Annotated in this window: 22 protein-coding genes and 1 pseudogene; 3 read left to right on the plus strand and 20 right to left on the minus strand. The window is 35.9% G+C overall.

Going from position 1 to position 20063, the window contains the following annotated elements; all coding sequences use genetic code 11:
* Window positions 1-38: 38 nt before the first annotated feature.
* The 9 genes from Ami3637_RS00590 to mtaB all read right to left on the minus strand — a co-directional run bounded on the left by Ami3637_RS00590 (window position 39) and on the right by mtaB (window position 6969).
* A complete protein-coding gene (locus Ami3637_RS00590) occupies window positions 39-1016 on the minus strand; it encodes a PhoH family protein (protein ID WP_162363617.1) in 978 nt (325 codons plus the stop codon).
* Window positions 1006-2190 carry a sporulation protein YqfD gene (locus Ami3637_RS00595; protein ID WP_162360860.1) on the minus strand — a complete coding sequence of 395 codons (1185 nt, stop codon included), beginning with the start codon at window positions 2188-2190 and terminating at the stop codon, window positions 1006-1008. Before Ami3637_RS00595 ends, Ami3637_RS00590 begins: the two co-directional genes overlap by 11 nt.
* Window positions 2162-2425, minus strand: coding sequence for a YabP/YqfC family sporulation protein (locus tag Ami3637_RS00600; RefSeq protein ID WP_162360861.1), 264 nt, complete (start codon window positions 2423-2425; stop codon window positions 2162-2164). The genes Ami3637_RS00595 and Ami3637_RS00600 overlap by 29 nt, the downstream gene beginning before the upstream one ends.
* 93 nt (window positions 2426-2518) lie before the next feature.
* A complete protein-coding gene (cysK, locus tag Ami3637_RS00605) occupies window positions 2519-3451 on the minus strand; it encodes a cysteine synthase A (RefSeq protein ID WP_162360862.1) in 933 nt (310 codons plus the stop codon).
* A 185-nt stretch (window positions 3452-3636) separates the two neighbouring features.
* Window positions 3637-4080 (minus strand): RrF2 family transcriptional regulator, encoded by a 444-nt coding sequence (locus Ami3637_RS00610; protein ID WP_330586741.1) that lies wholly within the window; start codon window positions 4078-4080, stop codon window positions 3637-3639.
* Window positions 4081-4290: 210 nt separating this feature from the next.
* The gene (locus Ami3637_RS00615; RefSeq protein ID WP_162360863.1) at window positions 4291-4737 is read right to left on the minus strand and encodes a GatB/YqeY domain-containing protein; all 447 of its coding nucleotides are present in this window, start codon (window positions 4735-4737) and stop codon (window positions 4291-4293) included.
* A gap of 40 nt (window positions 4738-4777) precedes the next feature.
* Window positions 4778-4957 (minus strand): 30S ribosomal protein S21, encoded by a 180-nt coding sequence (gene rpsU / locus Ami3637_RS00620; protein ID WP_027399339.1) that lies wholly within the window; start codon window positions 4955-4957, stop codon window positions 4778-4780.
* A 113-nt stretch (window positions 4958-5070) separates the two neighbouring features.
* Window positions 5071-5412, minus strand: a complete 342-nt coding sequence (locus Ami3637_RS00625) for a histidine triad nucleotide-binding protein (RefSeq protein ID WP_162360864.1) — start codon at window positions 5410-5412, stop codon at window positions 5071-5073.
* Window positions 5413-5508: 96 nt separating this feature from the next.
* Entirely contained in the window at window positions 5509-6969 is a 1461-nt protein-coding gene (mtaB, locus tag Ami3637_RS00630) for a tRNA (N(6)-L-threonylcarbamoyladenosine(37)-C(2))-methylthiotransferase MtaB (protein WP_162360865.1), read from the minus strand.
* A gap of 220 nt (window positions 6970-7189) precedes the next feature.
* Between mtaB and Ami3637_RS00635 the strand changes: the two genes are divergently transcribed.
* Complete coding sequence (locus Ami3637_RS00635) at window positions 7190-7561, plus strand: PH domain-containing protein (RefSeq protein WP_202931070.1); 372 nt, start codon at window positions 7190-7192, stop codon at window positions 7559-7561.
* A gap of 266 nt (window positions 7562-7827) precedes the next feature.
* Window positions 7828-8619: a polysaccharide deacetylase family protein gene (locus Ami3637_RS00640; RefSeq protein ID WP_162360866.1), complete on the plus strand. Its 792-nt coding sequence runs from the start codon at window positions 7828-7830 to the stop codon at window positions 8617-8619.
* Between the two features lie 43 nt (window positions 8620-8662).
* On the opposite strand, the gene Ami3637_RS00645 is transcribed toward Ami3637_RS00640, so the two are convergent.
* The 4 genes from Ami3637_RS00645 to prmA all read right to left on the minus strand — a co-directional run bounded on the left by Ami3637_RS00645 (window position 8663) and on the right by prmA (window position 11604).
* Window positions 8663-9229, minus strand: coding sequence for an N-acetylmuramoyl-L-alanine amidase family protein (locus tag Ami3637_RS00645; protein WP_162360867.1), 567 nt, complete (start codon window positions 9227-9229; stop codon window positions 8663-8665).
* Window positions 9230-9358: 129 nt separating this feature from the next.
* Window positions 9359-9745, minus strand: a complete 387-nt coding sequence (locus Ami3637_RS00650; protein ID WP_162360868.1) for a desulfoferrodoxin family protein — start codon at window positions 9743-9745, stop codon at window positions 9359-9361.
* A gap of 149 nt (window positions 9746-9894) precedes the next feature.
* Window positions 9895-10632: an RsmE family RNA methyltransferase gene (locus tag Ami3637_RS00655; protein ID WP_162360869.1), complete on the minus strand. Its 738-nt coding sequence runs from the start codon at window positions 10630-10632 to the stop codon at window positions 9895-9897.
* Window positions 10633-11604, minus strand: a complete 972-nt coding sequence (gene prmA, locus Ami3637_RS00660) for a 50S ribosomal protein L11 methyltransferase (RefSeq protein ID WP_162360870.1) — start codon at window positions 11602-11604, stop codon at window positions 10633-10635.
* A gap of 224 nt (window positions 11605-11828) precedes the next feature.
* On the opposite strand from prmA, the gene Ami3637_RS00665 reads away from it, so the two are divergent.
* The gene (locus tag Ami3637_RS00665; RefSeq protein WP_162360871.1) at window positions 11829-12653 is read left to right on the plus strand and encodes a MerR family transcriptional regulator; all 825 of its coding nucleotides are present in this window, start codon (window positions 11829-11831) and stop codon (window positions 12651-12653) included.
* 43 nt (window positions 12654-12696) lie between these two features.
* Here the strand turns inward: Ami3637_RS00665 and Ami3637_RS00670 are convergent, their stop codons facing one another.
* The 7 genes and pseudogenes from Ami3637_RS00670 to thpR all read right to left on the minus strand — a co-directional run bounded on the left by Ami3637_RS00670 (window position 12697) and on the right by thpR (window position 20059).
* Window positions 12697-14121 carry an MFS transporter gene (locus Ami3637_RS00670; RefSeq protein WP_162360872.1) on the minus strand — a complete coding sequence of 475 codons (1425 nt, stop codon included), beginning with the start codon at window positions 14119-14121 and terminating at the stop codon, window positions 12697-12699.
* A gap of 66 nt (window positions 14122-14187) precedes the next feature.
* The gene (locus Ami3637_RS00675; RefSeq protein ID WP_243158062.1) at window positions 14188-14784 is read right to left on the minus strand and encodes a class I SAM-dependent methyltransferase; all 597 of its coding nucleotides are present in this window, start codon (window positions 14782-14784) and stop codon (window positions 14188-14190) included.
* Window positions 14785-14832: 48 nt separating this feature from the next.
* Window positions 14833-15300 carry a low molecular weight protein-tyrosine-phosphatase gene (locus Ami3637_RS00680; protein ID WP_162360873.1) on the minus strand — a complete coding sequence of 156 codons (468 nt, stop codon included), beginning with the start codon at window positions 15298-15300 and terminating at the stop codon, window positions 14833-14835.
* A gap of 20 nt (window positions 15301-15320) precedes the next feature.
* Window positions 15321-16258: pseudogene (locus tag Ami3637_RS00685) on the minus strand (DUF1848 domain-containing protein).
* A 39-nt stretch (window positions 16259-16297) separates the two neighbouring features.
* Complete coding sequence (locus tag Ami3637_RS00690) at window positions 16298-16711, minus strand: putative ABC transporter permease (protein ID WP_162360874.1); 414 nt, start codon at window positions 16709-16711, stop codon at window positions 16298-16300.
* Between the two features lie 92 nt (window positions 16712-16803).
* Window positions 16804-19395, minus strand: coding sequence for a hypothetical protein (locus Ami3637_RS00695; protein WP_162360875.1), 2592 nt, complete (start codon window positions 19393-19395; stop codon window positions 16804-16806).
* A gap of 133 nt (window positions 19396-19528) precedes the next feature.
* Entirely contained in the window at window positions 19529-20059 is a 531-nt protein-coding gene (thpR, locus tag Ami3637_RS00700) for an RNA 2',3'-cyclic phosphodiesterase (protein WP_162360876.1), read from the minus strand.
* Window positions 20060-20063: the final 4 nt, after the last annotated feature.

Consider the following 20063-nt stretch of genomic DNA (forward strand, 5'->3'; position numbering starts at 1 on the left):
TGTCACCTCTAATCCTCATACTCAATATTTTTTCTGCTCTAGTCCTGATTTTCTGGTTCTGGATGTTCATTATAGTATAGTTCATAAGCATTAATAATCTTTTTAACAAGCTCATGTCTGACTACATCCACATCCTTTAAGTAGCAGAAATCAATATCTTTAACTGGTTTTAACACATTGATAGCATCCACTAACCCTGATTTTTTACCTCTGGGTAAGTCAATTTGTGTTATATCACCTGTAATAACAGCCTTAGAGCCAAAACCCAGCCTGGTTAAAAACATTTTCATCTGTTCTTTTGTTGTATTCTGAGCCTCATCCAGAATGATAAATGAATTGTCCAGGGTTCTTCCCCTCATATATGCTAAGGGAACTACTTCAATTACTTCTTTTTCCTTTAATCTTAAAGCACCTTCTCTGCCCAGTATATCATAAAGGGCATCGTATAGTGGTCTTAAATACGGATCTACTTTCTCCTGTAAATCTCCTGGAAGGAAACCAAGTCTTTCTCCAGCTTCAACAGCTGGTCTTGCTAATATGATTTTCTGGATTTCTTTATTTTTAAAAGCACTGATAGCCATAGCCACTGCAATGTAGGTTTTTCCCGTTCCAGCAGGTCCAACCCCGAATACAATGTCCTTTTTACGTATGCTGTTTACATATTCTTTCTGGCCTATGGTTTTAGGTTTTAAAGGCTTGCCTTTAAACGTAAAACAAATAATATCCTTATTTATCTTGCTTTCTTTATAAGACATGCCATTTTCACATAAAGCTATCACATAGTTAATCTTCTGGGTATCCAGTTTTTCTCCCATGGAAATAATGGATATCATTTCTGTAATAACTTTTTGTGCTTCAATAACTTTTTCGCCTTTTAATATCAGTTCATTATCTCTTTGAACAATAGTAATTCCAAAATATTCTTCAATAATTTTTAAATTTGAATCCAAGCTTCCAAAAAGCTCTCCTCTGTCTATGGCTTCACTTACTTGAAGCTTTAGCCCCTCACTCTGCATTTTCTCCAAAGATAATCTCCTGTTCCATTCCAATTTCCTGTAACGATTCAATCATTACAGCTACTTCTATTATATTTTTTTTATTAGTAAAATACAAACTTTTATTTAAAATTTGTGTATTTTTAGGTAATTTTTCTTTTATTTTCTGCCTGACAAGCTTATTTACCTCCTTTTTAATTTCATTTTTACTTCTTTTATGTGACTGAAGTTCAATTTCATTTACTTTTGAAACAGAAAAAGAAAAAGGAAATGGTCTCACTCCTTTAAAAGATTTTACTCTTTCAACAGTTGAAACTTCAAAAGGATTAAATATGTCATCCGTGCTAATACTCTTATCACCAATTTTCAAATCAAAAGAGTAAAAGAATTTTCCTGTGGGTTTTTTAATAATATCATACCTGTTCTGGTTGTAAACAAATCTGTAAGGAATCCTTGCCAGAACTTTTCCTTCTGCGTGAACGTATCTCTCTGTTACGCTGCTTTCTGGCTGACCGTATGCTGTAGAATTGACAGGTACCGTTCCAGCAATTATTATATCCCCTTTATTTACATAATCTCCAGTGTCTGCTGCTCTTATGCCTTCAATGGGAGTAACTCTGTAAATATATCCTTCTTTGTCTGCAACTACATTGCATGGTGCAGATTTATCTACTTTTTTGGGATTTATCGTTCCTTCTACTATTTTTACTTCTGCCAGGCTCCCTTTCATATTTACGCCTACAAACGAAACGTTATCAATTTTATCATACAGATAAAGCTTCAGCTTTTCTATGTCGATAGACTTTTTGCACCCTTCATACAAGCCTCCTTCTTTCAAGCATTCCCTTATTTGCCGTTCTGTAAACATTTCATAGCCATAGACTCTTATTTCAGAAATAAACAAGGTTTGAAAATAAATGATAAAGATAAACACAAAAATCCCACAGATTCTTGCCTTATTATTCCAAATAGCCGACAATAGAGGAATATATCCACCCTCTGAAATAATACTAATCCTATATTTGTTTTTTCCTATTTTTTTAAAAGCATCAAAATCATCACTTTTTATTTTAAGTGTCATTTCAATATTATTTTTAATTTTTAAATTTCGTAATGGTATTCCCTTTTTCATGCACTGGGAAATAAAATCCTGCTGTTTGAATCCTTCAACCTTTATCAGCAGGTAATGCTCCATAAAACTCGATTGATTTGATTTCACCCGCTACCAGCACCCTTTCATCCTCAATTTGGGTTATTATTAAATCCTGACCATTTAATGCAGTAAAACGTTTGCCATTGTCAATTACAATACTGTTTTCGGAAACAAATACAATCTTTTTAACGTTATCAATAATTCCAGTACGTCCACTGACAAGAACTCTCGGCATATTTAAACTAAAGTCATAAAGCAGCTCATTCTTTATATCCATACATTAATCTCACCTCATCATAATAATGTATTACAAATTAAAAAAAAAATGACCTGCTGAAGGTCATTTTCTTAAGACATTTTATATCTTTTACTAATCAATAAAGTTAGGGGTAGATAAATATCTCTCTCCTGTATCTGGAAGCAGTACTACAATCTTCTTCCCCTCATTTTCTGGCCTTTTAGCCAGTTCAGTTGCTGCCCACAGAGCAGCTCCAGAGGAAATACCTATAAGCAGTCCTTCTTCTTTAGCAGAAGCTTTGGCGGTATCAAAAGCGTTATCATTTTCCACTTTAATAATTTCGTCATAAATATCTGTATTTAATACCTGCGGTACAAAACCAGCGCCAATCCCCTGGATTTTATGTGGTCCAGGATTTCCTCCCGATAAAACAGGAGATGCTGCCGGTTCAACGGCCACAATTTTTATAGCAGGATTCTGTGATTTCAAATATTCGCCTGTCCCTGTAAGCGTTCCCCCTGTACCAACAGCAGCAACAAAAATATCTACTTTTCCTTCTGTATCCTTCCAGATTTCCACACCTGTAGTTTTTCTATGAGCTTCAGGATTTGCAGGGTTGTCAAACTGACCTGGAATAAAGCTTCCTGGAATTTCCTTTGCTAATTCTTCTGCTTTTGCAATAGCACCCTTCATTCCTTTTGCCCCTTCTGTCAAAACAATTTCTGCACCAAATGCCTTAAGCAGATTTCTTCTTTCTACACTCATGGTATCCGGCATAGTCAGGATAGCTCTGTATCCTCTTGCCGATGCCACAGATGCCAGCCCTATACCTGTGTTTCCACTTGTAGGTTCAATAATGACACTGCCTGGTTTCAGCAGACCCTTTTGTTCGGCATCATTGATCATATTTAAAGCCACTCTGTCTTTTACACTGCCTGCTGGATTAAAATACTCCAGTTTTGCAATAATTTCGGCTTTCAAATCTCTATTATGATTATAATTATTCAGTGCAAGTAGTGGTGTGTTTCCAATTAATTCTGTTAAGCTGTTATATATTTTTGACATCTCATCAACCTCCAATAAATTTTTAATAAGAGTTTTATTTTTAATATATTTATAATAGGATTTATTTCCTACTTTGTCAATAGGATTTTAGTAAAATAATATAAAAAGATAAAATTTTATATCCTGAAAAACTTAATTTTATTCTCTAAAAAAATAAACTGCCTAAAATTTAAGCAGTTTAAAATCTAAATAGTATAATCCCACAAACTTTTTTCACGATGTTGTTCAACAATATCTTCCAGCGTAAAAGAATCTATATATTGGTTTATAACAGCATAAAGACCTTCCCAGAATGAAATCGTAGCACATTCCTCATACATTTCACACTGGTTTTCTTCATCCATCAGGCAGGTTGTAGGGGCAAATTTTCCTTCAGTAATCCTTAAAATGTCGCCAATGGTATAATCTTTGGGAACTTTCGCCAGTTTATATCCTCCCTGAGGCCCTCTGACGCTATTTAAATATCCAGCTTTACAAAGCTGGCTTACAATTTGTTCAAGATATTTGGTTGATATATTTTGTCTCTGCGATATGTCTTTAAGGGATATATATTCACCCGTATCATGCTCCGCTAAATCTATCATCAGCCTTAAAGCATATCTTCCTTTTGTTGATACTCTCATTTTCATACCCACTTTCATAAGATATACTACTATTTTACCATAGGTTTAGTAGGAAATCAATCCAAAAAAATTCTACATTCAAAATAGAAACTGAAAAATTTGTAGCAGCTATAGCTGCTACAAATTGCTGTGTGAGACCTGGGCCCCGCATCACAGATGGGGCAGGGCTTCAAGAAAAAACACCCCAATTATGAAATTGGGGTGTTAAATGTTTTATTATGATAGAAATTCTTCTACTGCTTTTTTCACTGCATCACCATCAGCTAAACCCTTAACTTTTGGCATTACAGCTCCCATCAGTTTTCCCATATTCTGTCTTCCACCTTCAATGCCCATATCAGCAGCTGCATTTTTAACAACTTCTGCAATTTTCTCAGGTGACATTTGTTCAGGTAAATAAGACTTTAAAATTTCTATTTCTTTGTTGTAGGAATCTAAAAGATCTGTTCTTCCAGCTTTCTCAAAATCAGCGAGGGCGTCTTTTCTCATTTTTACTTGTTTTGTTAAAATCGCCAAAACACCTTCATCGTCAAGCTCGGCTCTATTGTCCACTTCATATTGTTTAATAGCAGCACGAACAAAATTTACTGTATTCTTTCTGACCTCATCTCTTGCTTTCATAGCTTCTTTGAAGTCATTTGTTAATCTTTCCTTTAAGGTCAATCAAAACACCTCTAATCTATTTCTACAAAAAAACAGCTAACTAGAACTTCTTAGCCTTTTTTCTTGCAGCTTCAGACTTTTTCTTTCTCTTTACGCTTGGCTTTTCGTAATGTTCTCTTTTTCTCAATTCTGACATTACTCCATCTCTTGCGCAAGAACGCTTAAATCTCTTAAGAGCGCTTTCTAAACTTTCGTTTTCTCTTACAACTACTTGTGCCATGTATCCAATTCACCTCCTGACCTCTCATGAACTAACGAATGCTGGTCCAACGGTTTTATCTACAACATACGTATTATACTATCTTTTGTCCCATAAGGCAAGTAAATTTTTTATCAACCTGGTGGCCATGTCATTTTTCTTTTGCCCAGAAGGTGGAAATGCAAATGCTTTACAGTCTGGAAACCATCTTCACCGCAATTATTCACAAGCCTGTAGCCATTTTCAAGTCCCAGCTCGCAAGCTATATCCTTCACTTTAAACATAATGTGGCCCAATAGTGCCTGATCCTCTTCACTGACATTGTCCAAAGATGGAATATGTTTCTTCGGAATAATCAGTACATGAACAGGGGCCTGAGGTTCTAAATCATGAAAACAAACAATTTTATCATCTTCGTAAACAATTTTTGATGGTATTTCTTTATTTGCAATCATACAAAAGATACATTCTGCCATTTATTTTACTCCCTTTCTAGATTCGTAATTTTAATTATAATCCATTTTCTGTTAGTTTTCAAGGGTTACTATGATTTCCTGTCCTCTAATTTTTTGTCAGAACCGTTTAGCCTGACAGTTTAACTGACACATTACTCCGTCTTTATAAATACCTGTCAGTTTTACCTCTGCAAATGTGTTAATCATGCTTGTATAATCAGAACTGTCACATGCGATATATGCTTTAATATAATTTTCTGTATACCCAGTCAGGCAGTGAATATCTTCTAAATACTCTTCAATAAGAACCGTTCTGTTCCTGTTTAAATTATCTTTAAAAAACTTCTCGGAGACTTGGTTCCCAACAGAAATCAGTTCTTCACTTCTTCGGTTCTTTACCTCAGGAGATACATGTCCCTTCATTAAAGCTGCCTTAGTCCCCTCTCTCTTGGAGTACTTAAATGCATGTACTTTGCAAAACTCCGCTTGTCTGATAATATCCAGACTTTCTTTAAAATCCTCTTCCGTTTCCCCGGGAAAGCCTGCGATAATGTCCGTAGTTATACCATACCCGGAATCAAAATTCCTTAAAGTATTCACGATGTCCAGATACTCTTCTCGATCATACCGTCTGTTCATAGCTTTCAGTATTTTATTGCTGCCACTCTGAACAGATAAATGAAGATGAGGACAAAGCCTCTTATATTTTAAAAGTCTTTCAACGTATTCAACATTAATTACGGTTGGCTCCAGAGAGCTTAACCGCACTCTGAAATCACCTTCTAACCGTTCCAGTTCATCAATTATGATTTCTATTCCCTGAAGCTGTTCCTGAACATGATTCTTCTTATGAAATCCTTCTTCGGTTCCATACAGAGCTGTGTTGATACCTGTCAGAGTAAGTTCTTTAAAACCCCTCTCTACAAGACTCTTTGCCTCCTGCAGGATGTCATTGACAGCCCTGCTTCTCACCTGGCCCCTTGCATAAGGAATCACACAGTAAGAACAGAATCTGTCACAGCCTTCCTGGATTTTAATATAAGCCCTGGTTCTGGATTCCATGGAAGTAATGATACCCGTTTCTTCATATTCATTCAGCTGTTCATACTCATCAACCAGTTTCTCTGTTTCTGATTGTGAAGTCCTTCTATAATTCTCCACTAGTTCCACCAGTTTGCTTTTCTGATTTGTGCCGGTAACAATATCAACGGCTTCTATGGCCGCCACCTCTTCCGGGCTTACCTGGGCGTAGCACCCCGTTACTGCCACAATACTGTCCGGATTCAGCTTTTTCATCCTTCTGATATACTGCCTGGATTTTCGATCTGCCAGACTGGTAACTGTACAGGTGTTAATAATGTAAACATCAGCAAAATCATTCTCATTTACAATCTCATGATTGTTATTGATAAACTTTTCCTTTATTGCTTCACTTTCATATTGGTTTACTTTGCAGCCAAGAGTCTTTATCCCTATAAGCATTTTTCTGCCATGGCTGCGAACAAAATCCCTTGCAAAATCAGACCATGTATCATCTATTTTAATCCCATTAATAACTTGAATATTATCGTTAATCAAATTTATATCCTCCACGTAATGTTTCATTTATCATATATCATATATGCCGTTTTTTCAACAAGGTAATATATAAGACAAAAATTAAACCTCTACATCATATATTACCCTTTATCTCTATTTTTCGTAAAAAAGGGTAGAAAATAATAAAAAAATGGAAATTCTAAGATTTTATGGTAAAATTATAATACAATATATTTTTTTCTATGAAAGGAGAAAAAAAATGGCAATGGAATTATCTCAAAACTTAGCATGGACATTTGTGAGCGAATGCCCTATCCCCAATGATATAAATTCTATGCTTACGGCAGGTGAAACAGCTGTAGCTGCATATAAAACCATCCGGGATTCTGCTATTTTTACAAACAAAAGATTAATTGTGCGTGATGCACAAGGCCTCACAGGCAAAAAGGTGGAAATCTACTCTTTGCCTTACTCATCAATAAACATGTGGTCATCAGAAAATGCTGGCACCTTAGACTTAAATGCAGAAATAGAGTTATGGACCAGAGCAGGGCATATTAAAGTGAATTTAAAAAAAGGTATTGATATAAGAAAATTTGACAACCTTATTGCTAATGCAGTTTTAGGGTAAAAGGTCAACATTATTTTTTTAAATACATATACAGAAGAGCAGATTTTCTGCTCTTCTTTTATTAATTCATATTTTGAAATCTCAGGGAAATCATATTTACCCTCCTTCGTTCATATAGTTTATATATTACTACATGGGAGGTTAACATGCGCTTTCACAAATTTATCTGGCCTGCAATATGGTCTTCCCTGACATTATGCATTATACTGCTGTCAGTTTCTATATTCTGTCATCTATACGTTTCCCCTCCTTCAGCGGGAAACCATATGGCTATTACATCCAGAGATAAGCCTGCAGAACAGGGTACTATCCGTCTTCCTATTATCATGTATCATGGTCTGGTTAAGGAATCAAAGCTTCAGAATACCTATTTCATTTCTCCCCGTTTATTTGAAAATGACTTAAAATATCTGAAAGACAATGGCTATACTGCAATTTCCATGACGGAGTTAATTGATTACGTTTATAATGGAGCACCTTTACCTGAAAAACCCATTCTTCTCACCTTTGATGATGGTTTTTATAACAACTACCTGTATGCATATCCATTACTGAAAAAATATAACCAGAAAGCTGTAATTTCCATTCTTGGTTCACAGACGGACAGGTACAGCCTTATTAAAATAAATAATTCTTACTATTCTTATCTGACCTGGGGGCAGATAAATGAAATGATTATGTCTGGACACATAGAGATACAGAATCATACTTATGACATGCATGATTCTAAGAGTGGACGAACGGGATGCGGTGAAAAATCAGGAGAAGGAATGGAAAAATACAGGGAGAATTTTACTGCAGATGTGGGTCTTCTCCAACAAAGGATAACTGACTATACTGGCACTACACCAAATACTATGGTTTATCCTTTTGGTTACTACACGAAGAATTCTGAAGTCCTTATAAAAGAAATGGGATTTAAAGCTTCTTTAACCTGTTCAGCAAAGATAAATAAGATTTCCCGGGATCCTGAATGTTTGTACAAATTAGGAAGATATCTCAGACCTCCGGATAAAAGCAGCGATAGTTTTTTTAAAAAGATCCTGGAAAATAAATAAACAGAGGGTGGCTCATTAACTGCCGCCCTCTGTTTTTTACACTTTAAAGCATGCCATAATATAATAATATACCGTTATATATGCCCCTGGCAAAACTTTGCGGGTCTGTAGACATCAGATGTGCATCATTGACATTCGTTATGTATCCCATTTCAACAAGGACAGCAGGCATATCCGTGGCTCTCAGCACATATAAAGTAGGACGTATAAATACACCTCTGTTTTCCAGTCCTGTCATGTAATGAAGCCCCTCTAACAGCCTCAGCGCCATGTCATAGGCCGGACTTTCTCTCTTGAAAACATAGGCTTCGCTTCCACTTGCTTCTTTTATTTCACTGGAATTACAATGTAAGCTTATAAAGAAATCTGCTCCCCATGAGTTAGCAGCATACACTCTGGCCTGAAGGCTTGTAGCATTACTGGTACCAAGTACCTCAGTAGGTGAAGTTCTGGATAGTTCTGCATCAAAATTGGGGTTGCTGTTTAACAATGCTGCCAGTCGCACTCCGACCTCAAAGGTAATGTCTTGTTCCCTCACTCCGTTGGCTTCTGCACCAGCGTTGGGATTCTGCGGGTTATGTCCCTGATCAATAAAAATTTTAATTGCCATTTATTCCTCTCTCCATTTCCATTAAACCTAGATATATTTATATCATTATATGTAAGAGAGTTAAAAATTATATTAATAAGGAGCTGTTGCAAAATAAATTTGCTACAGCTCCCATTTTTTACTGATTAGTTATTTTATTTCTGACTTCCATAATCCGTGTAGATTGCAATAAGCAAATACGGCTAATGGAGTTTCTCCCTGTGCCAGAGCAAATTCAGCTTCTGGTTTTTCTCCTGGGGAAAGGTTCTTCCTTTGTGCACCTTTTGAAGTCAAAAGATATAGCCATTCGATATAATGTTCTTCAACCATAGGATGTTCAACAGAACCAACCTTGGCAACAACTGTATTGCCTCCAACGGTTACAACTGGTATATGTTTCTCAAAACTTGCATCTACTGTATTTGCCTCCAGTTCTGTCATTTTTTCTCCACAACAGACCATAGGTGCTCCAGAACTCTTAATCATTTCAACTAAGTTTCCACAGTGCTTACACACAAAAAATTTCTTTTCACTCATACAAATTACCTCCAAACTAAAAACATATATCGATATTTTATTACATTATATATGTTTTACAAACTATAATCTACTAATAATTTCATTTTATGTTAAATATATACCTTTACCCTGTTCTTTTTAAACATATTTTATTTCATTAATAAATTTTATAGTTCTAATTCGTACATAACCATAGCAAGGGCAGCCATTCCCGCTGTTTCAGTACGAAGGGTTGTTTTTCCCAAAGTAACGCATTCTGTATTTATACTTTTCAAAAGATCTGCTTCTTTATCAGAAAATCCGCCTTCAGGTCCAATGATAATTGCTACCGTTTCAGGCTGGTGCTCAAGTCCCCTGAGTACATCCTTTATGGTTGTCTTATCTTCATTTTCATAGGGGAACAGGACTAAATCAAATCCCTCCAGCAAAGAAACCATTTTACTGAAAGTGATGTTTCCATCAACATTTGGAATAATCCCTCTCTTGCATTGTTTTACTGCTTCATCAGAAACTTTCTGCCATCTTTCAATTTTTTTTGAAAAATTTCCGTTGTCAGCAACTATTGTTCTGTCTGTAAAAACTGGTACAATCTCATAGATTCCTAATTCTACGGTTTTCTGTATAATCAATTCCATCTTACCCTGCTTAGGAACCCCTTGAAACAAAGTTACTTTAGTAAAAGGTTCATTGGTAAATTTCTGCTTGTCCAGTATCACTGCCTCCACATACTCCTTATCAATGCGCAAGATTTCCGTTTCATATTCCCATCTGACAGAATCCGATACATCTATTCTGTCACCTTCACGGAGCCGTAACACTTTTATCATGTGCTGGATATCCTGCTTATCTGTTATTCTTATTGTCTTATCACCAATATTCTCAGGAGTAGTAAAAAATCTGCTCATCTATTTTAACCTCGCTGCTATGGCGCACCAGTCACCCTGTTCTAATATTTCTATAATCTCAAATCCATTATTTTTAATAGCTTCCGATACCTGCTGCTGTTTTTCTATAAGAATACCCGAAGAAATAAATACGCCTTTATTCTTTAAATGTCTAGCCACATCACAAGACAGCATCATCACTAGATCGGCCATTAAATTAGCTACTACAACATCAGCCTTATAATCTATACCTTTTGTCAAATCACCATATTGAATCTGGATTGTGTCCGAAAAGCCGTTTAATGCAACATTTTCTTTTGAAACTTCAACAGCTACCGGATCTATATCCACACCAAGAATATTTTTAATGCCAAGCAATGCAGCTGCTATGGATAAAATACCTGACCCACAGCCTACATCCAGGACAGCATCTCCTTCCTTGGTGTATTTTTCCAGTAATTTAATACAAAGCGTTGTTGTTTCATGGGTGCCCGTTCCAAATGCCATGCCTGGATCAATTTCAATAATCAGTTCATCTTCCGACTGTTTTTCATAGGCCTCCCAGGTAGGTTTTACCACTATTCTTTCCGTTATCTTTGCAGGTTTAAAAAATTCTTTCCAGTTGTCTTTCCAGTCTTCATCCTTTACGGTCTTATCTTCAACCTTCATTCTTCCGAAAGAAAAGTCTGTTCCAAACTCTCCCCTGTCCATACGTTCTTTTAGACTTTCCATAGCATTTTTTACATCCTGTACTTTTTCTTTTCCCTGGTCGGAATCTTCCATATATAAAATAATAGCCGGTTCCTCATCTATCTGCTCCATCACACTGGCATCCACATAATCCCAGTCGTAAGAATTCTTCTTATCCATCAGCTCTTCTACATCTGCGGGATCTTCTATAACAGCATCCTCAATACCCATCTCTGACAGTGTATTAAGAATATGCTCTATTCCATATCTGCTGGTATATATTTTGGTTTCAATATAATTCATTTCGTACCTCTTTTAATCTTTTTGAGTATTCTCTCCAAATCTTCAAATTAAAATTTGTTTTATGAAAGATTCTTTTCTCTATTATTTGTCTCATCAGTGCAGATAAGTTATAATGAGTATAATACCCTGTTGATATATTATACTAAAACAGGATAAATTAGGCAATGAAAAGCTTGCTTTATATAGTCTGGTAACAATTCACATTAATAAAAGGAGATGAGGTAATGAATTTAATGAAACAGAATTATTTTACTACAGGAGAATTCGCAAAACTTTGTCATGTAAAAAAGCAGACTTTGTTTCATTATGATGATATCGGCCTCTTTTCTCCAGAAATCATCAAGGAAAATGGTTACCGGTATTATTCCTATCAGCAAATTGAAGTCTTTGAGATTATTTCAATGTTAAAAGAGCTGGACATGCCTTTAAAAGAAATAAAACAATATCTGGATACCAGAACTCCTGAAAGCCTTATACAGCTCCTTCATGAAAAACAGAATGAAGTAGAAAACAAAATTAAAGAGCTGGAGTGGATAAAGAACTATATTATAACAAAAACGGATATTACGGAAGAAGGCCTTCATGCGGCAACAGAAAGAGTAAGTTATGTAGAAATGCCAGAAGAATATCTTATCACTACTGATTATAGCGGAAAACCTGATGACAAATCCATGGCAGCAGCCATCACAAAGCATTATAATTATTGCCATGATTTAGGGCTATATATGATTCATTCCATTGGAAGCACCATTAGAACTTCTGATATGCCCACCAGTGGTATTTATTATTCCTATGCTCACATATATACCAAAGTTTCAGGCAGGATCTATCCGGACCTTCATATAAAACCTGCAGGGACCTTTGCCGTTATATACCATCGCAATGGTTTTAATACAGCCTTCGAAAGTTATAAAACACTTTTGGACGACTTACTTCAAAAAGGCTATACACCGGGAGAATATTTTTATGAAGATACCATATTAGATGAACTGTCCATGTGTGGATATGATAACTATATGATTAAGATTTCTGTTCACTGTAAAAAGTAAAACAGCTTACCATAATTATCATTATGGTAAGCTGTTTTTGTAATTATAATAAAACTTCTTTGAATTCTTCCAGATTTACTTTATGTCCTTCTCTCTGCTTTTCCACAGCTCCTAGTACTTTGTTAAACACTTTCCGCGTTATAGGATACTTGTAAATCATATAAACCGATAAAAACATAAATATTCCAGGTATCAGGGTAAATGCGTTATCTACCCAGAATAGTGCATTCTCCTGCTGAGAAACTGCATTTCCGTCAAAGCCAGCCCATTGAAGCATATTACCTAAAAGTACTAAGCCTACTGCCTCAGATAAAGACTCTGATATGGCCTGCAGGGATACGATTGTTCCCTGCCTTTGTTTTCCGCTTACCAGTTCATCAACCTCACAAACGTCATAAATCATAGCTGGCATCAACTGCCAGTAGCAAATAGCGCCTAACCCGTAAGCTACCAGCATAATAGCAGCTTCCAGAAAATTAGTTGTTCCGATAAATCTGAGCGCCACCATACTTATAGCGCAAATAGTCATCCCCACCATAAACTGACTACGCTTATCAAACTTACTACTTGTGGCCACTAAAATCGGCACAAAGATCATACCTGCAAAAGGTTCTATGGCCATGAGAGCAGTAATACTTAAGGCATCCAGTCCCATGTTATATGTATAAAAGTAAAGTCTGTCTGCCACGAAGATGGTATTTGCTGCCAGATATAATATACTTGCATATATAGCATATCTAAGTGTCTTTAATTTAAGAATTTCAGCAAACCCTTTGACCATATCCAGAAACATCTGACAAAATCTTTTAACAGACATTTTCATATCATCCGGTTTCTGATCCAGGTTACTTGGTTCCTTTATTATAAAGGCTCCAATAAACAGTGACAGGAATACGCAGCCTGCGATCATTGCTGCCGTCCCATGCCATGCCTGGGCCTGTGTTTTTCCCATGTTCATTAAATGGTCCACGAAAATTGTAGGCATGACTGCTCCTATAGCCATACCCAATGTGTTTCCCACATACGCAAAAGATCTCAGCCTTGTTCGTTCGTTATAATCTTCTGTAAGTTCTGCACCCCATGCTAAGAACGGAATAAAAAATGATGAAAACCCAGTCCAAAACAGTAAAGTCATACAAACATAATAAATAATCTTAACCGTCATGGACGCTTCTATAGCTGTGAATAGTAGTGTAGTAACAATAGCTACCGGTATGGATGCACATATGATGAACATCCTCCTTTTCCCAAATCTCGAATGGGTATTATCTGATATAAATCCAATAATTGCTGAACTTATGGCATCCCAAAGAGCACCAAGAGCTGCAATGACTCCTGCAATTCCCGGATCAATTCCAACCACAGTAGTTGTAAAAAACAGGAAAAAAGTGCCATAAAGAAAGTATAAACACTGGTCCGCTATTGCTATAATTCCGTATGCTGTTTTAATCTTGAGTGAAAGTTTCATAATTATCTCCTCCTACTCAATATTCTAAAGTATACAGTTACCGTATAGTCAATAGTTTTTATAGATTTATTTTTTTCTGGTTATCCAGACAATTTCCGGAGGATTATTCGGTTGATTAATCATTGAGGTATATGCAACATGGAATTCCCTTGGAGAAAACTGCCCGAGTAAATCTAGAATCCTTTCCTTTTCTTGCTTTCCTTCCTCATGTCCACTATATAATACAAGAGTAATTATGCCCCCTAACTTAATAAGTTTCGACGCCGTCACTATAGATGAAATGGTAGTATCCGCTTTTGTTGTAATACTTTTATCCCCCGTAGGCAGATATCCCAGATTAAAGATAACTGCCGATGGCCTGCTTCCTTTATCCAGGTATTTTTCCAGATGTTCATGAGAATCCTTGACCAGTTTTACCCGATCCAGCATTCCATGTTCCTGTAAAAGGGCTTTTGTATGTTCTATAGCCGTTTCCTGAATATCAAAGGCGATTACTTTTCCGCTCTCTCCGGCTGCTTCTGCCAGAAGCAAAGTATCATGCCCATTCCCTGCAGTTGCATCAATAACAGTATCCCCTTCTCCTATATATTCCAGAGTAATTTTCATTGCCAGTTCCGTTGTTTTTGTGATAATATTTAGTTTTTTATCCCCATGTGTATCCATGATGATCCTCTCTTTATTTGTTTGTCATAATTATTATTTTAGTAAACTTTAGCGGCTATTATCATTTTTTAAGATATATGTTAATAATCCCTGACAGCCTTCATAAATATCTTCATATGTAATATCAAAATTCCCTGTATACCAGGGATCGGCAATATCTCTTGGATTATCTGAAAAATCCAGAAGTTTTTTTATCTTATTATCTTTATCTATGCCGAAAATTCTTTTTATATTAATCAGGTTTCTTTCTTCCATTCCCAGTATATAATCATAGCAGTCATAATCCATCTTTTGCAGCTGAACAGCCTTTTTCCCTTCTGTAGTTATACCATAACACTTCAATTTGTTTCTGGTACCATGATGAACTGGGTTTCCAATTTCTTCTGTACTGGTAGCAGACGATGCGATTAAGAAATCTTTTTCTAATCCTTTTTTCTTTACCATATCTTTAAACACGAACTCTGCCATAGGAGATCGGCAGATATTGCCGTGACAGACAAACATAACTCGTATCAAATTCAGACCTCCTTTATTTTTTATAATTTGATGGTCAGCTGGGCCTCTTTGAAGGATTCCACCTTTCTCAAGTTTATCTTGTCATTCTCATGAACCCTGCTGCATAAAATGGGTGAATTCACGTTGTAATTTTCTATATTTTGTTTTATGGAAACCCCGCTGTGACTGGCATAACAATACCGGCACCCATTGCTGCAGGTATTGTAGGCTCCAATATCGATACTTTCTATACATCCACATTCCAGACGCTGGTTCTTGTCTTTTAAACCAGTAACCGGATACCCTGCAATTCTTTCAATTAATGCAGGATCTATACACTTCCCGTGGGAAATACCCATATGACTTAAATCTACGGTTTCTCCACAGGTTTCCAGTTGCAATCCGTATTGACAGGCAATACTTTGCAATGCTTTTGAAAGCTCAAGCTGCTCCCTTTCATCTGGAGCCCAGGCTCCTATTTCCTTTAAATTAGTCCTAATACTGGCATAATAATCCATAAAGCTAAAAACACATTTTTCTGTGAAAGGTGCTAATTGTTGTGCAGTTTTCTCAAAGTATTCCATGTGATATTGCATGCTATATGTCTTGGTTAAAAGAATGGGATCATATCGCCAGATCACTTTATCCGGTCCGATTTTTTCTGACAATCTTTTAAAGGTTTCCAGCACCTTGTCCCACTTAGAAGGCACACCTGGCTCTATATCCCTGCCATAAGGGTAAGGGAAAATTGAACATAATAATTATAGTCCTGTAAGCTTTCAAGCTTACTTAGCATGGGTTCTGGGTTTTTGGTCCAGAATACAATGCAATCCACCACTTCAGGGGACAGATCAATTTTACTTATCTGACTATGGTTCATAGGATTTCTCACTAAAACAAACCGCTCTTTCAAGCGGTTTGTAAACCATTCATAATAATAATTGGGGATGTCCGTTCTTCGACTTGCACTGATAATCATCTTTCATTACCTGTTTTTCAATATTTTTAATGGAATCTCCTATAGCCTGTAATGTGGCTTTTCTTCATTAAACCATCGATATCTTAAATAATCATCCAGAACTATTGCAACACCACTTAATAAAATCCATATCAATGTAAATGGCAGGCATATCTGCCCTAATACATTAAAGGGAAGATTACTGTAATCCCATACGTGAAGACCCAGCCACAGATTTATGATGCATCCACTGACAAACTCCACTCCTGTGATGAGGATTCCACCAATGAGCATCTGCCACCTCATAGGCATATCAAAAGTAAATAGTTCATTAATCAGTCCTACCAGGATAAAACAAATTCCTCCAACAAAAAACATTGTAACATGACTGTAATGCCTGAACAATAGTTCAATTAAACAATACCCTGCTCCACCAGCCATAAACAAAAGGAAAAGTTTCTTAAAATTCCTCATATATCCACCTTTATCTTTATTTCTATTTGATAATATATACGCATAGAGACAGAGGCATATACTTTATTCTTTTCCCATTATTTTCTATCACCTTAAGCCAGTCCAATATTAAATAGAACATATGCATCTGCCAGTAATAAATCTCTTTCCACTAATTCTGGAAATATCTGATACATTTTCTGTAAGAATCCATCACAAGTGCTAAAGGTCTCCTCATCTAACTCCAAATATGGGTGGGTTGCCAGAATAACAGAAACCAGTCCGCAATAATAAAATGTGGCAAAGATACTTTTTTCCTCAATATATCTTTCTTTAAGGGCCCTTTCATAAAAAATAATAGAATTTCTGATTTCGGGCTTTAAGCTTAGATACATTTTTTCAATGGATGAAATCTGGGATATCAGTTCTTTAGCAGCTTCCATTGTTTCTTCCGTCTTATTCATATACTTCATGTACCATGCAATGAGCACATCCAGATAAATCCGCCCACAGAATTTTATTCCGTCACTTTGTTTCCCACTAAAATTCATTTCAGGAGAGCTGCTTTTCTTGGAGGCACCCCATTCAACCAGATCATTAAATTCTTTGTGATTTCCCATGACCTTATAAGTTGGAAGGAACCTGTAATCCGTCTTTACTAAATTTCCATTAATCAGTTCTTCATAACATTCAAACCATTCAGCCATGGTATCTGGTTTTTTTCTGAAATGCAGCATTTCCTGCATTGCGTCTATGCCTGCCAGTCTAAGTAATCTCATTCCATTTTTAAAATTCATTTTATCTTTCATTAATAACCGCATAGCTGTCATAGAATTTTCCTCAGCAAGTTTATCAATTTGCCCGCCGGTTATTTCTTTGGATAATGCAAAAACTGCAGTTTGGAGGTCCAGAACATGAAAACATTTACTGAACTGTTTTTCTGATAAATCATATTTACTAAGATTTTGTACGATGAAACCTCTGATTTGTCCATTTAGCATGTGAATGCTGATAAGCTTCAGTATTTCTTCAATTGTATTATTACAATTTTTATGGTTGTCCTGCCATAACAGCTCTTCATCTTCACTACTGCAGTCTTGGCAAAAGTTACATATGAGCAAAGTTAATATACGGCAACCTCTTTTATCCAGATAAGAATCTCTCTTTTTCCCGGTTTCTTTTACTACGGTTTTTATTTTTTCCAGTACTTTTATCGAATCATAATTCATCAGGGTAGTAACCAGTATATCATTCAGGCTGCCAATTCTGTCTTTATAACCTTCTTCTTTATGTTTAAAAATGTGCATCTTCCCAATTTTTAAAGGAACATAAGTATCTTCCGGCAAGTTGCACTTTTCTTCTTGAAAAATCTTATATATTCCAGTTTGTAGTTTATTTCCCAAATAAACGAAATGCTTTTCTCCAGAAACAGATTTTAATTTTCTGCATTTTGTCATATGTATTTTTACTTCAGGCATAAAATCATCCAGCTGCCTTAATGAAAACGATGAAACCGGATAAGAATTTAAAGCATCCCAATACAGGATAGGACGGTTTTCTTCACCAAAACTTTCTTTATACCGGATATTGTCCAGAACTGGTTCCTGAAAATCAGGATTTAAATGGTTATTCTCTTCAATAACACTTTCCTGACAGAAAACTTCCTGAATCCTTTTCCCATCATAATCAAAAATTACCGATCCATATCCTAAGGCACCTGTAATTTTCTTATCCAGTATGGGATTTGTCTTATCCATATCGTCATACCAGTGAATAACATATGCTCTGGCTGCTTTTACTGGTACCACTTGCTGTTTAATATACCTGCCTTTTGTATCGGTCATAACTTTAACTTTGCCTTCATATCGGTTATGATCATTATCCGCTATTATGTATGTCATATAACTTATATAATCATTGGTAACAGAACATGGCGGTAAAAATAAACTGAATTCATTTTTTTCCTTGTCATACATGAGATAGGGTGATGAAAGTTCTGAAGTCCTGGGATGTTTTCTTCCCAGGTATTTTTGTTTTTCTCTCCAGCCATCGTATTTATTTAATAATCTCTCTGAATAATTTTCTGTTTGGGGTGCCTCTGCCTTTATAAGGTCATTTACCTGAGAAAAAAACTCTTGGGCTTTGTCAGGAAATATCTCTATATAGGCTTTTGTGGATGGTCCAGCAGCATAGCTTCGCCAGCTTGTCAATTGATCCATGAGCATCTGCGGCTGAAAATCTTTATGGGTATCTCTGCTGTATTTAATGGTATCAAATATGTCATCCAGCTCACGGTTAGGTATGCCTGCCTGATACAAAAGAGGCATAGATTCTGCCTGGTCAATTTCATAATTGTGTTTTTTCAATCCTACTTTTTCAATTATTAGAGACCAGTTTTTCTTAAGCACCGTTTTTTCACTGTTGCTCAGGGTTATGCCTAATTTTTTACTGTAAAAGTCCCAAAATTCTTCATACTCTTCATAGATTATTACATGAATTGCATGAGTTATATTTACTAAAGGGTACCTTTTCTGTATTTGTAATACATCTGGCCCTCCCCCCATCATTTCACATATTTTCTGGTTTAATATATCATATTCGTCATATGACATATTTAAATCGCTCCAGATTTTACATTCTTTAATTAAATTTGTAATATTTTCTTCAATAGCGCCTAAAGTAAAGTTACTGTATACTACCTTCATCTGCTTCCTCTCTTGCTGTCATTATTTTCTAAGGTTCAATCTTTTAAGCAATAAAATGCACAGGGTGTCTATTTCCATAGATTCCTGTGCAGTTATTCACAAAATTTAATTATACATTAAATTCCATACTTTTTCAAATATTTTTTGTATAAAGTTCTGTATAGGTTAGTTTACCGTTTTTACGCTCACTTAGCATGAGACTAAATTTATTTACAGGCTGAATTATTAATCCCAGATCTTCTATGATTTTTTTTGCTTCCTGATAATGGCAGATCACCTGGCGTCCCAAAGTTAGATGCGGTTTAAACTCCCGGAGTTCCACTGGAAATCCATTATCATTCAGTTCATTATTTAAAAGAGCATGAAGCTTGTTCATAGCATGGGATTGTTCTATACCAATCCAGTATATATCAAAACCAGTCCTTTTAAACCTTCCTAATCCTTGTATATGCATATCAAAGTTTTCCCCTTTGACCCTGTCCATACAAGCCTTTATTTTATCCACATCTTCAGGATTAATTTCTCCTAAAAATGCCAGTGTTACGTGTAGATTTTCTTTCCTGCTAAAATTACCTTTGTTGGAAATTTTCTTTATTTCACAAATGGCATCATAAATTTTATTGCAGATTTCCTCATTAAAGTTAATAGAAATAAATAGCCGCATAGAA

Source organism: Aminipila terrae, assembly GCF_010120715.1.
In the GTDB taxonomy this organism is placed as follows: domain Bacteria; phylum Bacillota; class Clostridia; order Peptostreptococcales; family Anaerovoracaceae; genus Aminipila; species Aminipila terrae.

Bases quoted from the DNA above. Each gene is read 5' to 3' on its own strand.
- Ami3637_RS00590 (WP_162363617.1), bottom strand. From the start codon at position 1,016: ATGCAGAGTGAGGGGCTAAAGCTTCAAGTAAGTGAAGCCATAGACAGA.
- Ami3637_RS00595 (WP_162360860.1), bottom strand. From the start codon at position 2,190: ATGGAGCATTACCTGCTGATAAAGGTTGAAGGATTCAAACAGCAGGAT.
- Ami3637_RS00600 (WP_162360861.1), bottom strand. From the start codon at position 2,425: ATGGATATAAAGAATGAGCTGCTTTATGACTTTAGTTTAAATATGCCG.
- cysK (WP_162360862.1), bottom strand. From the start codon at position 3,451: ATGTCAAAAATATATAACAGCTTAACAGAATTAATTGGAAACACACCA.
- Ami3637_RS00610 (WP_330586741.1), bottom strand. From the start codon at position 4,080: ATGAAAATGAGAGTATCAACAAAAGGAAGATATGCTTTAAGGCTGATG.
- rpsU (WP_027399339.1), bottom strand. From the start codon at position 4,957: ATGGCACAAGTAGTTGTAAGAGAAAACGAAAGTTTAGAAAGCGCTCTT.
- Ami3637_RS00625 (WP_162360864.1), bottom strand. From the start codon at position 5,412: ATGGCAGAATGTATCTTTTGTATGATTGCAAATAAAGAAATACCATCA.
- Ami3637_RS00635 (WP_202931070.1), top strand. From the start codon at position 7,190: ATGGCAATGGAATTATCTCAAAACTTAGCATGGACATTTGTGAGCGAA.
- Ami3637_RS00640 (WP_162360866.1), top strand. From the start codon at position 7,828: ATGGCTATTACATCCAGAGATAAGCCTGCAGAACAGGGTACTATCCGT.
- Ami3637_RS00645 (WP_162360867.1), bottom strand. From the start codon at position 9,229: ATGGCAATTAAAATTTTTATTGATCAGGGACATAACCCGCAGAATCCC.
- Ami3637_RS00650 (WP_162360868.1), bottom strand. From the start codon at position 9,745: ATGAGTGAAAAGAAATTTTTTGTGTGTAAGCACTGTGGAAACTTAGTT.
- Ami3637_RS00655 (WP_162360869.1), bottom strand. From the start codon at position 10,632: ATGAGCAGATTTTTTACTACTCCTGAGAATATTGGTGATAAGACAATA.
- prmA (WP_162360870.1), bottom strand. From the start codon at position 11,604: ATGAATTATATTGAAACCAAAATATATACCAGCAGATATGGAATAGAG.
- Ami3637_RS00665 (WP_162360871.1), top strand. From the start codon at position 11,829: ATGAATTTAATGAAACAGAATTATTTTACTACAGGAGAATTCGCAAAA.
- Ami3637_RS00670 (WP_162360872.1), bottom strand. From the start codon at position 14,121: ATGAAACTTTCACTCAAGATTAAAACAGCATACGGAATTATAGCAATA.
- Ami3637_RS00675 (WP_243158062.1), bottom strand. From the start codon at position 14,784: ATGGATACACATGGGGATAAAAAACTAAATATTATCACAAAAACAACG.
- Ami3637_RS00690 (WP_162360874.1), bottom strand. From the start codon at position 16,711: ATGAGGAATTTTAAGAAACTTTTCCTTTTGTTTATGGCTGGTGGAGCA.
- Ami3637_RS00695 (WP_162360875.1), bottom strand. From the start codon at position 19,395: ATGAAGGTAGTATACAGTAACTTTACTTTAGGCGCTATTGAAGAAAAT.
- thpR (WP_162360876.1), bottom strand. From the start codon at position 20,059: ATGCGGCTATTTATTTCTATTAACTTTAATGAGGAAATCTGCAATAAA.